A 13,699-nucleotide genomic window follows, 5' to 3' on the forward strand; every position below is an offset into this window, starting at 1 on the left:
CGGAATGGCTTTCGTTCTGCATCGATTGCCTCTTGGGAGCAACCTATCGGTTGTTGTTGAATACATCAACGATTGGGCTGTCTGTAACAACTATTGACAAAGAGGCCCTCTTGGCACTACCCTTTGATAATGCCCTTGTAACAGCTTAGATTGGAGTTGAACAATGGAAAATTCTAAAGATGCAGCTGCTCGAAGCAGGCTGCCGGAGATCCAGCTTGTCCGCGCGCTGTTGATTATTGCGGTAATTATGATTCATGCAACATCGTTCGCTACGCTGCAAATGAAGGATTCGAGCTTGTATCCCGTTTATCATTTCTTGAATGTATCTATGGCATTCGCAACGCCCGCATTCGTATTCCTGAGCGGCTTTGTCTTGTTCTACAGCTATTATACGCGTCCGCTTAACGGCGCCTTGATAAGTACTTTCTATCGAAAAAGAATTACGTTCGTCATTATTCCATACGTCCTATTCTCGATCATCTATTTCATCCTGTATTACAACGCATACACGCCTACTATGCCGGCGGAGGAGACATTCCGCAGCTTCCTGATCAAGCTCGCTACCGGCAAAGCCTACACGCATCTCTATTACGTCTTTATCATGGCGCAGATGTATGTGCTGTTCCCGATCCTGCTGATGGTCTTCCGGCGCTTCTCCGGGTTGATCAAATGGGCGGTCCCTGCGGCTCTGCTGATCCAGCTTGGTTTCTTTATCTGGAACGAGGAAGCGCTGCATATCACCAATCTGATGAGCTGGGCCCCTTCGTATGCCACTCAGTATATGCTTGGCGCTGTGCTTGGCATTTATTATCCGCAGCTTCGCGGGTGGCTTCATATCTCGAGGGAGCATGCCGCTCCAAAGCGAATCGCCGGATGGCTGGCTGCGCTGCTCGCTTGGCTCTGCTGCCTGGCTGCAATGCTGGTAATTCTGTATGACACGCGGATGAATGGCACCGTTTATTCACCGTTGATGCTTAACGTGCTGAAAATGCTGTACTCGGTCACAAGCTCCGTTATGCTGCTTCTCGCAGCGCCTTTCCTATACAGGCTGCTGCCTGGGAAAGGGCTGCGCGTGTTGGATTCGATTGCCGCGTTATCGTTCGGCATTTATCTGCTGCACCCGCTGCTGCTGTTCTATTACCGGAAGTTCCCCGCAGAGGGCGGGACCTCCTGGCACTATCATGTCTGGTATGCCGTTGGCTTCGGCCTCGCCCTTGGCGGCACCTGGCTGATTGTAGCGGCAGCCGCTCGCTTCCTTCCGGGGGCGGCTCTGTTGTTTGGGGAGCTGCCTCGGAAGGGGAAAAGCGGTAAAAGCCGCATAGCCGGCTGAACAAAAGACATGCTCCTTCGATCTCTGTTGTGCCCCAGATTTCCTCGAACTTACCGCTAAGCGGCAGGAATCCGGGCACAAAGGCGAGCGCTGCCGCTTCTTGGGAGCATGTCTTTTGCTCCGCTCCAGCTCAGCCCTCCAGCCCACCGCAGTACCCCCCACGCTAATCCGCCTGGCTTAGGCAGATTGTATATTATGCAGTATATTCCCCGCTTTCACGCTATCGGCTCAAGCTATGTTGTATGGAATGCAGTATATTCGTCCTCTATTACCCCAAATGTGCCTTTTCTGCTCCAATATACTGTACTGGATACAATGCAACTCATACCTCAGAGCTATACAGGGCAATTATACTGCACATTATACAACGCAGCTTCATCCAATCCCGGTAACTCAGCAAATCCGGGTTCCTAGCCATAACCCCCAGCATCCACGCAGCTTCAGCGACAACCATCCATCAATCCGCGTTGCATCATACTCAGCAACTAACTGCTATATAAGACGAGCTCCTAGGCCGTTTCTATCTCCTCTTCCCGCTTCCCTGCTCGCCTCAAATCCATCAGCTGCCGCATTAGAAGCGCACGTACTAGTCCAAATTCCATATTGCCTTAACAAAATCTCCATTGTATGATTCCTAATAGTTCTGGATTAATATTCCATAAGAATGGAGAGGTTAACATGATTCAACCGACAGTAGGAGCGAGGATTACTGGTTCATCTATTGTTTTACTGGTTAAGGATATACAAGCCGCCTCGTCGTTCTACAAGAATATAGGGTTTATTTACGATGAGATCGGCGGCCATGTGCACGTGGCGAGAAACAGCATCACCCTCATCCTGCATCCCGCCTTGAATAAGGAAGATGTGCGGCCAAACTCCGCTGTTCAAGGCGGACTGTATTTTGACGCTTTTGCCTACACCGATGCCGTGGACCTGCTTATTGAAGAATGCCGTGCTAACCGAGTAGAGATTGTTAACGGCCCTCACTTTTCCGAGCATTGGAATGAGTTCACGATCAAGGACGCCGATGGGTACCGGATCGCCTTTGGCGGAGGGGTCCGTGTACAGCCGTAATTAAAATATTTAGCCTAAAACTTTTTAATACAATGAATCGTCTACTTGGTGTCTTCATTCACCGAACACACTTTAGGAGGCCATCCACCATGAAAAAACCTTTCAAAATGCTTACTCTTGCAGTAGCCGGCTCCTGCCTGCTTACTTTCACTCCAGCGCTTGCGATGGCACAGGAAACAACTGCTGTCCCTATTGCCGCAACCTCCGAACCAATTACAGCCGTACCAATCAGCGCAACGCTTCCAGATACGCAAGCCGTTAAAGTGACGACCAAGGTCATCGAAGAAACAACCGATCTTCTTACCGTAAAAATCTCGGTACCTGTAATCAGCGGTATGCTCGACACTACCTATCAAACTAAATTAAATGCCGGCATCGAGGATAAAGCAACCAAGGAAATCGACCGGCTGAAAGCGCTGGCGGCCGAGGACAAGAAGTTTGCAGAAGAGAGCGATTATCCATTCCGCGCTTACGAATTGAACGTATCCTATGAGCTGAAAGCCGATGGCAGCACCGCTGCAAAGGGTATTGTCTCTTTCACCGTATCCACTTATGAGTTCACTGGCGGGGCTCATGGCGGCACGGCTGTAGAAGGCTACAATATCGTGAACAGCCAGCAAGCTGCTGTGCTGACGCTTGAGCAAGCGCTTGGCGAAGGCGGCTTTGCAGCTGCCAATAGCGCGGTGCGTTACACGATCAGCAAAAACCCGGATAACTTCTTCTGGGATGCAATAACTACGTTCAAAATAGATGCTGACCATACTTACTTCGTAGACAGCAAAGGCATCGTTAATCTGGTCTTCCAGCAATACGAGATCGCGCCTTATGCCGGCGGGATTATTAACATCCCGGTTGATGAGACTACTTCGGTTGGCCCAACATTCACCTTGTCCACCAAAGAGCTGGCCACCGGTCCGAATGGTGCGCATTTCGTTCCGCTCCGCAAAGCTGCAGAAGCACTGGGCTACAAGGTAAAATGGAGCAACAAAACGCAAAGCGCGGAAGTCTCCCGCGATGCGCAATGGACATCGGTAACCGAAGGCAAAAACAGCTACATCATTAACAAGATGGCTCCGATTAAGCTGTTTGCCGCGCCTAAGTTAATGAAAGGTTCCCTGTATGTACCGGATGAATTCTTCAGCAAAATTCTTCACCTGGATGTGAAGAACAATGAAAATGATAATTCGGTTACGATTAAAGGCTAGACGCAAGACACTGTGGAGCTATTCGGCAAAGCCCGTGGATATCCATCCACGGGCTTTGCGTTTAATAAAGCTCGTTATACAACAGGTGAAGCACCTTCGCCGCTTCTGCACGCGTCAGGTTGTTCTGAGGGGTCAGATTGCCGTTATTGCCGTTAATAATGCCCGAAGCAGGACAAGCTCTTCCTCTGCCGGAAAGCGAGCAGGCGGCTGTTTCGCAATAAACGAGAAGAAGGCCATCCACTCCAATGAGCAGATGGCCTTCTTTTTAAAGCACGTCTATTAGTCTTCATGCTCCGCGAAGCCATGCTCCACGAGATAATCCATTTCCAAATCGAGAATCGTCTCGATGGTTACTTCGTCCAGCTTCACATCGCGCTGCTTCAGGACAAAATCAACCAGCTCATCGCTGTCGATATCGACAACCTGGCCTTTCGCCGAGTTTTGCGCCTTATCAATAAACGCCTGCTCGTACTTCAGCACAAGGCTGACCGAAGCAGCCGGTACCTTCGTCTTCTCGGCCAGATAGTTCACTAACTCTTTCTCGTTCAGTTCGCTCATTAGCTTAAACAACTCCTCGGAATCATATATGGTCTATTGTACCATTCCGGGGAGCAGATTCAAAAATCGTCATTATTGTGCCGTATAACCGCCATCCACGGTCAGCGTTGTACCTGTTACAAAGGAAGCATCTTCGCTTGCGAGAAACAAGACGGCCTTCGCAATCTCCTCCGGCTTGCCAAGACGGCCCATCGGATGCAGGTTCACGAGATATTGCCGCGCTTCTTCGCTGCTTCCTTGAATAAGCGGGGTATCGATATACCCCGGGCAGATCGCATTCACGCGAATGTTTTGCTGCGCATAAGCAATCGCCGTGCTTTGCGTCAGCAGCTTCACGCCGCCTTTGGCTGCCGAGTAAGCCGGAATCGTATTTCTCGCCACATGACTGTGAATCGAACCGCAGTTCACGACCGCCCCGCCTGTGCCCTGCTTCAGCATTTGATCAATGGCATATTTGTCGCAGAGGAATACGCCCGTTAGATTGATGTCGATCATCCGCTGCCAATCCTTCAAAGCCAGCTCATGGGTAACGCCTTGTGCACCAATCCCGGCATTCGCGAACAAAATATCAAGCTTGCCGTATTTTTTCACCGCAGCGGCGACCATCGCTTTCACGCTGGCTTCTTCCGCTACGTTTGTTTTGACGAAGAACGTATCATAGCCCTGCTTGTTCAGCTCTTCGGAGACCGCCGTACCACGATCCGAGAAGTCCGCAATAACAACCTTCGCGCCTTCGGCAGCGAACTCGCGGACAGTCGCTTCCCCTATTCCGCTGGCCCCGCCGGTTACGATTGCTACTTTATTATGGAAACGCATCATAATAGCCACCTTTTATCAGAATATGGATAAGACCTAATCGAGCCCTTGCACAATTATTAACAACCTCGTCTACTGTCCCTGCACGGCCCATCGGCGTCAAGCATAGCCGTATTAATGTACCCCGGATGAATGGAATTGAACCTGTACACATGAAGGAAAGAATATGAGCATGAACGATATACCATGACTGCAACGGAACCTTTATTGCTGCAGAAGTACCGGCTTTAATCAAAAAAAGAGCACCTCCGGCAAGGAGGTACTCTTTATCATTAGAAAAATGGATTAGTGCACGGCGGCTGTCGCGAGCATCTCGCATTTTCTCGCTTCCCGCTCGTCTTCCGTCATCCGCGGACAAGTGTAGCATTTTGTTCCGTTCTCGCGGCGGTCGTACATGCAGCAGGAGGAATGCATCAGCCACTTCTCCTCCGGATTAAGCGGGTTCTCCACATAACGCGGCTTTGCCAGAAAATACGGATTCCGTCTGCGGTTGAACAAAGCAGGATCGAGGAATTCCGTGAGCAGCTTGCCGTCAGCCAGGAACTGCTCCGCAAGCTCCGGCATCTTCATATAATCCGTGATGAAGTCCTGCGTCATCTTCAGATATCCGCTGAACTGCTGCCAGATCGCATCCGGCTTCAGATCGCCGGCTGCAGCGATCAACTCCACCGCAGGCGTGATGAAGTTCGTGAAATACTCCTCCCAATGCTGAAGCAGGAAAGCTTTGCGCGCTTCGGGCTCCGTTGGCACCGGGACAGAGCGGATATCTTTTATCCGATAGCCGATATGAGCATGATCGTCATGCATCTCGACTTGGTAGTTCAGATTATCCGGATACATATCGAGCAATTGTTGATACATCGAGACAAACAACAATTGAACGATACTCACCTTGCATAAGGTGGTTCCGAGGAAAGACGCCGGCAGCGCATTCGAGGTGGCTTGCACCGTCTCCCCGCTCCGCCGAAGCGCCTCTTGCAGGATGGCCGGATCAAAAAAGCTCGTTGCCGGAATCTCATAAATCGGATGATCTGCCCCTTCGGGCGAAATATGATAATACATCTTCACGATCGTAAAATCGAACAACTCGCAGGCCCCCGTTTCATTTTTCCTATGGACCTTTGGCCCACAAGACCACATCAATATTACTATGTATATAATCCTCTTATATGATAACGATTCTCATATATACTGTCAATTTATACCGCATAATATCTGCCTTTTTGCCTAAAGCTGTATAGAAGAGGTGAACAAAATGATCTTTATCATTGGAGCAGGGCTAGCTATAGCCGCAGGGATTGTAGGCTGGATCAGTTACCGGAGCAAACTGGGCCATTCCGTGCTTGGCGGCCTCGCCGCTATCGCAATCTTCCTGGCCTCGACCGTCATCGCCACAGCGGCGACGCGGACGATTATGGATAACACGGTGTACATGACGGAGATCCATTCGGTGCTGGAGTCGCCGACTTTTATTATAAGCACGGGGTACCTGATGGTGTATGGATTGGCGAGGATTGTGGCGGGCATTGGACGGGGTACTGCAAGAACATGAAAAAAGCACCTCCTTGGCAGGAGATGCTTTTTTATTTATATAGCCCGAAGGCATCTATTTACGCTGACTGTAGCTTGTGTTCTCAACCGTTGCCAGCATTCGCTCTTCTTTGATCATGGGGGATTGGCACTGGAAGCATACGGGTGCTTCGGACAGTGAGAAATTATCCCTCATCCATCCCTTGCATTGCTCATTCGAGCATGACCATACCACTGTTAATTCAGTAGGCAGTTCTTCGACCGTCTTTTTCCGAGAATACATCATATCCCTCTTTCCTCAAATTCTGTAATGGCAATGAAAAAAAGCCCCAAACCTTTACGATCCGGGGCATTCTTTTACAGTCCTACAGTTTTACAACGTTTTCGGCTTGTGGGCCACGGTTGCCTTGAACGATGTTGAACTCAACGCGTTGACCTTCGTCAAGGGATTTGAAACCGTCGCCTTGGATTGCGCTGAAGTGGACGAATACATCGTTGCCGCCTTCAACTTCGATGAAGCCAAAACCTTTTTCTGCGTTAAACCATTTTACTGTACCTTGTTCCATTTCGAATTACCACCTTGTATATGATTTACATGACATTCTTATTTTGTGCTAACAATAAAAAATTCACATATCGTGCAGGATTATTTCCTCTTAAAAAAATAACCCTCTACGTCATGTGAATTCAGGTCACGTTTTTTGATAAACTCATTGTACCACATCCTAATGGAAAAAGCTATTTCCAATGGGGCCCATTAGGAAAAAAAGTGGACATTATTTTTAAAACCTTGCCTGAACTCAGATATTTATTGAAGGAAGAGCAGAAAAACCCCTGCTCTCTCCCCTTTGTATCCTTTATAATTCCCTTTATGGCCGATTACATACATCGCTGGATCTTCCAATATTATCCGAAACAGCGATTAGATCTTCTCTTGCACCAATCTCGATTCTGCTGCGTACTCCAACTTGCGGAAGAGATCTTTAAAGATGCCGTCACGGGATACGCTTCTTGCGCATCGGATCAGATGTCTGCTTGCATCAAAGCTCCAAGTCACCTGGTCGGTCAACACGGGACTGTGAACCAGATCGCACGGCACCAGAGCTTGGTCTACAAGATAAGCAACGGCAGATAAATCCCAAATGACGCGGGAGTAGCCGTAATGATCACTGCTGCACCCTTCGTACCGTTCCGCCAGAAACGCGCCAATCTCCCCTTTGTCTTGCACAAAGTGTTTAATCTCCGGCAAAGTCGTAATCAGATGCGAAGCAACCCCATGGCAAGGAACGAGAACAAGCGGCACCCCGCTGTCGAACATCACCCGTGACGCATGAATATCTTGGGCCAGATTGAATTCCTTCGTATCGCGCCAGGTCAGCTGATGACCGCCAAGCCAGACAACAACGATCTTGCTGATAATGGAAGGCTCCAGCAAAATGGCCGATGCAATGTTCGTTATTGCACCAATTGCAATGACATAGAGAGGCTCATCATCAGGAGCAGCAAGCGCTCTTTGGACAAGATCCCGGGCCGCCGGACTGTCCACCGGTGTCACCGCTCCGGGCAGATAGCTGTCTGAACCGCGGAAGACCGCATTGTCTTCCTCACAGCCAAGCCGATTCAGAATTCTGCCTATCTCGTCATAGCTCTTCTCCATACCGTCCTTTGGTCCGTCCGACAGATCGTTCCAGAAGGGTGCAGCATATATCGCCTCAAGCTCGATCCGATCCGGTGACAAAAGCGCATAGACGAGAGCGAATTGATCATCGATCTCATTAAACGTATCCGTATCAAGCACAGCACGTACCCGGCCTGCAGGAGGCGCAAGCCGGCTTAATCGCAAGGCATCGGAAATAACAGGGTAATTCACGGCATTCACTCCACTTCGCTTTAGAATAGGACATCTATTCTCATCATAAATAGAGATGCCAGCTGAAACTAGCCGAATTCGGCTATGTTCTTATACGATCTGGTTATCCATCCGAAAAGCGCGGGGAGATACGCCGGTATGCTTGCTGAAGAGCATACTGAACTGCGGCGCATTGCTAAACCCGCATTCATGGGCAATCTCAATCATCGACTTTCCGGAATGAAGGAGCAGCGCCTTGGCATTCTCCACCCGCTTCCGTATCACAAACTGGCTGGGCGAATAGCCGGTCTCCCGTTTAAAGAAATGGCGGAAATGGTCATAGCTGTATCCCAAACTGCGGGCGATCGCCTGAAGGTCAATGGAATCCGACGCATACTGCTCCAGATAGTTTTTCGCATAGTTCACTTTATCATTGGTTCCGGCTCCGTCCGCGGTGTCTACTAGGCGGCCAATCTCCGCAATAGCCTGGCAGAGAAGACCATGCAAGGTGAGATGATAATAATTGCGCTTGCTGCCAAGCTCCTCCTTCATCGCCCGAAGCAGCTGCTCCAGCTTGCGTTCATCATCGGTATACAGCCCGTTATTCAGCGTAAACATGGCATTATCATAGGAGAAGCAGGCGAATAAGACTTCGCTTTCGGTATGGCGATATTCATTATGCTTCGTGTGCGGGGGGATAATAGCAAACGTTCCGGGCACATAGTCGTAGACGGATTTACCGATTTGAGTCGTGCCATGTCCGCTGGCGTAATAGACCAGCTCATAGCTGGCATGCGTATGAAAATCAATAAAGCTGTCCGCTTCCCGGATAACGTGATATAGAAAATCAAAGGAGCAATTCATGCGGATCCTCCTTGTATGAGGAGATTAGTCCCAGTATAGCAAAAAAGAATCAACTTTCTATAAAAGAAACCTTTTTCTATATAGAAGGAAATGGGCAGCAAAGCGTCGTCAAGGGAAGCCCGGAGATTCGTTTCTTCATTAGATACTGAAAAAGTCTCTCGTTGTCTGTGTCGTGGCTTTAGCCACCTCATCCGCCGGCTTGCCGATACAATGCGCAACCGTCTGCAAAATATGCGGCAGCAAGGCCGGTTCATTCCGCCCATCGGCGGGCTTTTCGGGCAGATCCCGCGGAGTCAGGAATGGCGCATCCGTCTCAATCATGAGCCGATCGAGCGGAATGATCCGTACCAGCTCCCGGAGATGTTTGCCTCTCCGCTCATCGCAAATCCAGCCCGTAATCCCGATATGGTACCCCATCTCCAGATAGGCTTTAAGTTCGGACGACGTGCCTGTAAAGCAATGAACAACAGCCCTTTGCACCTTATGCTCCTTCAGCATCCCGATAAAATCTCCCGATGCCTCCCGTTCATGGAGAAACAGCGGCATGTCCAGCTCCAAAGCCAGACGAATCTGTTCTTCGAACCATCTCCGCTGCACGTCCCTCGGCGAGAAATCCCGGTTATAATCCAGCCCGCATTCCCCAACCGCAACTACCTGCCGCAGCGCCGCTAGCTCCCGCAGCTTCCCGATCGTCTCTTCCTTACAATTCTTCGCATCATGCGGATGCACGCCGGCCGTGGAGTACAGCTTCCCGGAATACCGCCCGGCATAACGGGCTGCATCTTCACTATTCCGGAGACTTGTTCCTGTTAGGATTAATGGCGTAACGTTATTCTCGGCCGCTCTTGCCACAACCTGATCCCGATCCTGATGAAAGGAACGGTGCATCAGATTTACGCCGATATCTATGATGGAATTATTCATCCTACATCTGCTCCTCTTCCTTGGCAGCAGGCTTAACCGAGCAGCTGTCAGGCGGCACACGGTCAGCAAGCCATACTTCGTTACCTGCAAAATAAAAGACAACGCCGGCTTGCTTCGCTTTTAACGTATCAATCTGCAAAATCACCAACTCGCCGCGGCGGCTCCCCGCCAGCGTTGCAAAATGAGTGCCCTCCGACAAATGCACATACTGGCGGTTCATTGGATTAAGCCCCTCCATTAAGATGGAGGCAAGAGCCTTTTGGTTAGTGCCGTGATACAGAATGGCCGGCGGTTCACCGGCTGTATATTGGACTCGATCATGACTATGCCCATATCTTGCCCGGATACGCCCGCCATCTATGGCAAAACGCTGCTTTTCCGAGTTGCGGACGACCTGCTCGATATCATCCTGTGTAATGCCCGGCCACTTGGGCTGAGCTTGTATCGCTTCTAATAAAGTGCCCACCGGGCACGAACCATCTTCCGGGTCCAGCACTATGCCAAACTCCCCGGGTGAATGCCGGAGTATTTTACTCATTAATTTGCTTAAGCTATGTTCTATCGCTTGATTCAGCATGGCCTTCACTTCGCTTTCTCTGATCAGCTTTCCATAATTTCATTATAGCTGTTCCACGCTATCTATAGGCGGGATTAGTTGTTTTAGCAGAAACGTTCGCATGAAAAAAGGCCCGAACCACATCGTGGTTCAGGCACTATTTACGATGGATTAACGGTCACTTGGAACTCGTAACGCCCTGAACCAAGAGTGACAACAACATCGTTCGAATCCGTCCTCACTTGGAGGGAATCGGCTGTATGGTCCGAATCGGATGATGACCAGATGGTCTGATTACACCCTTGCTCGAAGATCGATGAAATAAGAGCATCTCGGCGTTTTAAAGGAAAATGCACTTCTGCTGAGCAATTAGACGGTATCTGAATCTCGCATTCCCAGCTGCCGCTGCTCTCCGTGGACCAACGAATCGCGTACTGCCCGCTAATGGTATGGACTGAAGCAGATGCGTGGCTTAAGCCCTTCGCGCCAAAAGGCTTGAAGACCGCTTGCCCGAAAGCAACGGTATCGGGATGCGGAGCTATTCCCGCCAGATGCTTGTAGAACCAAGCGCTGACACTCCCGAACATCGGATGATTATGGGAGTCATGGCCGTCCCATGATTCCCATAGGGTGGTGGCGCCATTTTCGATCATATAGCCGTAGCCGGGATATTCTTTTGTCAGCACCATGCCGAGTGCCAGATCCGTTTCCCCTCGCTCACTCAGCAGATCGAACAAGAAGGAGGTGCCGAATATGCCGGTATCCAAATGTCCGTTCAGCTCTTCCCGGTAGTGCCGCAGTACCCGCTGCCACACTTTATCCTCGTAACCCTCGGGAACACAGCCCAGAATGAACGGAAAAAGATCCGAGCTTTGTCGACCAATGGAATAGCAAACCGTGTTGGGATTAAAGAACGCCTCATTAAAAGCTGCGCATATGTGGCCAAACAGCTCCGCATACTGCTCCCGATCCTCTTCATGACCAAGCACTGCGGCGATTTTGGACATGATGTTCACCGTATAGGCATAATAGAACGTGCTCACGAGTAAAGGAGGAAGCTCGTTCTGCCCCGGGATACACCAGTCCCCTAAAAACCAGCTGCCCTCCTCTTCAAATTCGACCAGATAGCCGCCCCGATTACGCGTGCCTAAGTAAGCGATCCAGCTTTTCATGCCTTCATAATGTTCAGCGAGCAAGCGCTGATCTCCATAAGTGCGATACATCATCCACGGCATGATGACATAGGCGGATCCCCAAGCTACGCCACCTCCGCCTCCATTAAACGGAGCCGTGTGCGGGACAAAACCTGTCTGCTTATTCTGCGAATCGCTAATGTCTCCGATCCACTTCGTATAGAAAGCAGCCATGTCAAAATTATAACCGGCCGCTTCAGCAGTTAAATGCCCGTCACCGGTATATCCGAGCCGCTCCCGATGCGGGCAATCGCTCGGTACGCCTCCATGCATATTGCTAAGCTGCGACCAACGGTAAGCGTGCTGCACCTGATTCAGTAACGGTTCGGAGCAGGTGAACTCGCCGATAGGTTCGACAGAAGCATGCACGACGATACCTTCAAGGTCTTTTAAGTCCGGTACTCCAGGATATCCGGTGACCTCTACGTATCGAAAGCCATGCCAGACGAATCGGGGTTCATATTGCTCTAATCCTTGCCCTTTCATTATGTAAGTATCGGCTTGAATTTGATCGTCCCCTCCGCAGCTTAACGTATCAAGCGTTCCATCAGAGTTGCAGTTCTCCGCGAACTTCAGCGTGACCTGCTGCCCGGCATTTCCTTGCTGCATGCGAATGCGTACCCAGCCCGAGAAGTTTTGACCAAAATCAAATACATAGACTTGAGGCTGCACTTCAGTACGAGAGATGGGAACGATGGTGCTGATCTTTTTATCCGGCGGAGAAATCTGAGCCGTTAACTGTCCGCGGGGAGCACGGACCAGACGGGCATTAGCCCAAGACGAATCATCAAAGCCAATTCCGGCCCAGCCAGGCTGCTCAAGCCTCGCATCATAAATTTCTCCGTAGAAAACGTTATTGAACACAATCGGACCGGAGCTGCATTTCCAGCTGTCATCGCTCTGAATGCATTGCACCGTACCATCCTCATAAGTCACGACCAGCTGCAAAATCAGCTTGGGAGCGCCATAGCTCATTGTTCCTTCAACGGTTCTTTCCGTCTGGTTGTAAAAGCCGTTCCCCAGCATAACTCCTATCGCATTCTCTCCCTGCTGAGTATAGTCGGTCACAGCATATTGAAGATAATTAACTCGCTTAGAGGTTTGATCATCGAAAGGATATAGCAAGCCTTCGATCTGGCGGTCATCATAATCCGTCCAGTTGGGAACAAGCACGTGGTCCCCGAGTTGATCACCGTTCATATACAGCTCATAGTAACCGAGGCCCGATACGAATACAGTGGCCTGCTTAACTGCTTTCTCAATGTGAAAAGTCTTCCTGAATAACGGAGCCGCAATCGACTCATCGGCACCAATCCACTGTGCGGTCCATTCCTTCGGATTGAGGATTCCCATTTCAAAAAAAGCAGCCTCTTCAGCTTCGTATAGTTCCCCATCCTGATCCCAACATCTAACCGTCCAGTAACAGCGTTGCCCGCTAACCAGCGGCTTGCCTGCATACGCAATGTGAAAGGTTTCCGCAGAAGCGACTTTTCCGGAATCCCATAGGTCACCGGTTCCGGCGATAGCATTGTTTTCGCTCGCGGATACAATAATTTGATAAGCAGCCTGCCTTTGGCCACGTTTGGAGGTATTGAGCTCCCAACTGAAGCGAGGCTGGCTCGTTTGTACGCCAATCGGATTATGATTATACTCGCACCGCAATCGAATAATCTTTTCCATGATCGTAGTCCCCTTCTACTGATTAAGGATAAGTGAGTTAGTATACATACGTAATGAATATCACCCTCATAATAACATACTAACTAGAGTGAATAAACCACAAAACACATACAAACTAAA

At 50.0% G+C, this 13,699-nt stretch carries 16 protein-coding genes; 4 read left to right on the plus strand and 12 right to left on the minus strand.

The annotated features are described in order from the left end of the window. The first annotated feature begins 163 nt into the window (after positions 1–163). The 3 genes from BM200_RS20655 to BM200_RS20665 all read left to right on the plus strand — a co-directional run bounded on the left by BM200_RS20655 (position 164) and on the right by BM200_RS20665 (position 3,609). Positions 164–1,330: an acyltransferase gene (locus BM200_RS20655; RefSeq protein ID WP_091188531.1), complete on the plus strand. Its 1,167-nt coding sequence runs from the start codon at positions 164–166 to the stop codon at positions 1,328–1,330. Positions 1,331–2,008: 678 nt separating this feature from the next. Beyond that, entirely contained in the window at positions 2,009–2,404 is a 396-nt protein-coding gene (locus tag BM200_RS20660; RefSeq protein WP_091188532.1) for a VOC family protein, read from the plus strand. 89 nt (positions 2,405–2,493) lie between these two features. Further along, the gene (locus BM200_RS20665; protein ID WP_091188533.1) at positions 2,494–3,609 is read left to right on the plus strand and encodes a stalk domain-containing protein; all 1,116 of its coding nucleotides are present in this window, start codon (positions 2,494–2,496) and stop codon (positions 3,607–3,609) included. 61 nt (positions 3,610–3,670) lie between these two features. Here the strand turns inward: BM200_RS20665 and BM200_RS20670 are convergent, their stop codons facing one another. The 5 genes from BM200_RS20670 to BM200_RS20685 all read right to left on the minus strand — a co-directional run bounded on the left by BM200_RS20670 (position 3,671) and on the right by BM200_RS20685 (position 6,069). Further along, positions 3,671–3,850, minus strand: coding sequence for an S-layer homology domain-containing protein (locus tag BM200_RS20670; protein WP_175532945.1), 180 nt, complete (start codon positions 3,848–3,850; stop codon positions 3,671–3,673). 38 nt (positions 3,851–3,888) lie between these two features. Continuing rightward, on the minus strand, positions 3,889–4,167 hold the full coding sequence (locus BM200_RS20675) for a hypothetical protein (protein ID WP_091188535.1): 279 nt from the start codon (positions 4,165–4,167) through the stop codon (positions 3,889–3,891). A 72-nt stretch (positions 4,168–4,239) separates the two neighbouring features. Next, a complete protein-coding gene (locus BM200_RS20680) occupies positions 4,240–4,983 on the minus strand; it encodes an SDR family NAD(P)-dependent oxidoreductase (protein ID WP_091188536.1) in 744 nt (247 codons plus the stop codon). Beyond that, on the minus strand, positions 4,970–5,302 hold the full coding sequence (locus BM200_RS29760) for a hypothetical protein (protein ID WP_139230817.1): 333 nt from the start codon (positions 5,300–5,302) through the stop codon (positions 4,970–4,972). Before BM200_RS29760 ends, BM200_RS20680 begins: the two co-directional genes overlap by 14 nt. Continuing rightward, positions 5,269–6,069 (minus strand): (2Fe-2S)-binding protein, encoded by an 801-nt coding sequence (locus BM200_RS20685; protein WP_091188537.1) that lies wholly within the window; start codon positions 6,067–6,069, stop codon positions 5,269–5,271. The genes BM200_RS29760 and BM200_RS20685 overlap by 34 nt, the downstream gene beginning before the upstream one ends. 169 nt (positions 6,070–6,238) lie before the next feature. On the opposite strand from BM200_RS20685, the gene BM200_RS20690 reads away from it, so the two are divergent. Continuing rightward, a complete protein-coding gene (locus BM200_RS20690) occupies positions 6,239–6,535 on the plus strand; it encodes a hypothetical protein (RefSeq protein ID WP_091188538.1) in 297 nt (98 codons plus the stop codon). 54 nt (positions 6,536–6,589) lie between these two features. Here BM200_RS20690 and BM200_RS20695 read toward each other — a convergent pair whose 3' ends face one another. The 7 genes from BM200_RS20695 to BM200_RS20725 form a co-directional block, all read right to left on the minus strand. Beyond that, entirely contained in the window at positions 6,590–6,799 is a 210-nt protein-coding gene (locus BM200_RS20695) for a cold-shock protein (protein ID WP_091188539.1), read from the minus strand. Positions 6,800–6,878: 79 nt separating this feature from the next. Then, positions 6,879–7,079 (minus strand): cold-shock protein, encoded by a 201-nt coding sequence (locus BM200_RS20700; RefSeq protein ID WP_012772304.1) that lies wholly within the window; start codon positions 7,077–7,079, stop codon positions 6,879–6,881. A gap of 356 nt (positions 7,080–7,435) precedes the next feature. Then, complete coding sequence (locus tag BM200_RS20705) at positions 7,436–8,383, minus strand: nucleoside hydrolase (protein WP_091188540.1); 948 nt, start codon at positions 8,381–8,383, stop codon at positions 7,436–7,438. Between the two features lie 90 nt (positions 8,384–8,473). Continuing rightward, a complete protein-coding gene (locus tag BM200_RS20710; protein WP_091188541.1) occupies positions 8,474–9,226 on the minus strand; it encodes an AraC family transcriptional regulator in 753 nt (250 codons plus the stop codon). A 138-nt stretch (positions 9,227–9,364) separates the two neighbouring features. After that, the gene (locus BM200_RS20715) at positions 9,365–10,150 is read right to left on the minus strand and encodes a TatD family hydrolase (protein ID WP_091188542.1); all 786 of its coding nucleotides are present in this window, start codon (positions 10,148–10,150) and stop codon (positions 9,365–9,367) included. 1 nt (position 10,151) lies between these two features. Further along, the gene (locus tag BM200_RS20720) at positions 10,152–10,727 is read right to left on the minus strand and encodes an RNA 2'-phosphotransferase (protein WP_091188679.1); all 576 of its coding nucleotides are present in this window, start codon (positions 10,725–10,727) and stop codon (positions 10,152–10,154) included. A gap of 140 nt (positions 10,728–10,867) precedes the next feature. After that, positions 10,868–13,579 (minus strand): alpha-L-rhamnosidase, encoded by a 2,712-nt coding sequence (locus BM200_RS20725; protein ID WP_091188543.1) that lies wholly within the window; start codon positions 13,577–13,579, stop codon positions 10,868–10,870. Between the last annotated feature and the right edge of the window lie 120 nt (positions 13,580–13,699).

It is taken from the genome of Paenibacillus catalpae, from assembly GCF_900112695.1.
Taxonomy (GTDB): Bacteria; Bacillota; Bacilli; order Paenibacillales; family Paenibacillaceae; genus Pristimantibacillus; species Pristimantibacillus catalpae.

Bases quoted from the DNA above. Each gene is read 5' to 3' on its own strand.
- BM200_RS20655 (WP_091188531.1), top strand. From the start codon at position 164: ATGGAAAATTCTAAAGATGCAGCTGCTCGAAGCAGGCTGCCGGAGATC.
- BM200_RS20660 (WP_091188532.1), top strand. From the start codon at position 2,009: ATGATTCAACCGACAGTAGGAGCGAGGATTACTGGTTCATCTATTGTT.
- BM200_RS20665 (WP_091188533.1), top strand. From the start codon at position 2,494: ATGAAAAAACCTTTCAAAATGCTTACTCTTGCAGTAGCCGGCTCCTGC.
- BM200_RS20675 (WP_091188535.1), bottom strand. From the start codon at position 4,167: ATGAGCGAACTGAACGAGAAAGAGTTAGTGAACTATCTGGCCGAGAAG.
- BM200_RS20680 (WP_091188536.1), bottom strand. From the start codon at position 4,983: ATGCGTTTCCATAATAAAGTAGCAATCGTAACCGGCGGGGCCAGCGGA.
- BM200_RS29760 (WP_139230817.1), bottom strand. From the start codon at position 5,302: ATGCGAGATGCTCGCGACAGCCGCCGTGCACTAATCCATTTTTCTAAT.
- BM200_RS20690 (WP_091188538.1), top strand. From the start codon at position 6,239: ATGATCTTTATCATTGGAGCAGGGCTAGCTATAGCCGCAGGGATTGTA.
- BM200_RS20695 (WP_091188539.1), bottom strand. From the start codon at position 6,799: ATGATGTATTCTCGGAAAAAGACGGTCGAAGAACTGCCTACTGAATTA.
- BM200_RS20700 (WP_012772304.1), bottom strand. From the start codon at position 7,079: ATGGAACAAGGTACAGTAAAATGGTTTAACGCAGAAAAAGGTTTTGGC.
- BM200_RS20710 (WP_091188541.1), bottom strand. From the start codon at position 9,226: ATGAATTGCTCCTTTGATTTTCTATATCACGTTATCCGGGAAGCGGAC.
- BM200_RS20715 (WP_091188542.1), bottom strand. From the start codon at position 10,150: ATGAATAATTCCATCATAGATATCGGCGTAAATCTGATGCACCGTTCC.
- BM200_RS20720 (WP_091188679.1), bottom strand. From the start codon at position 10,727: ATGCTGAATCAAGCGATAGAACATAGCTTAAGCAAATTAATGAGTAAA.
- BM200_RS20725 (WP_091188543.1), bottom strand. From the start codon at position 13,579: ATGGAAAAGATTATTCGATTGCGGTGCGAGTATAATCATAATCCGATT.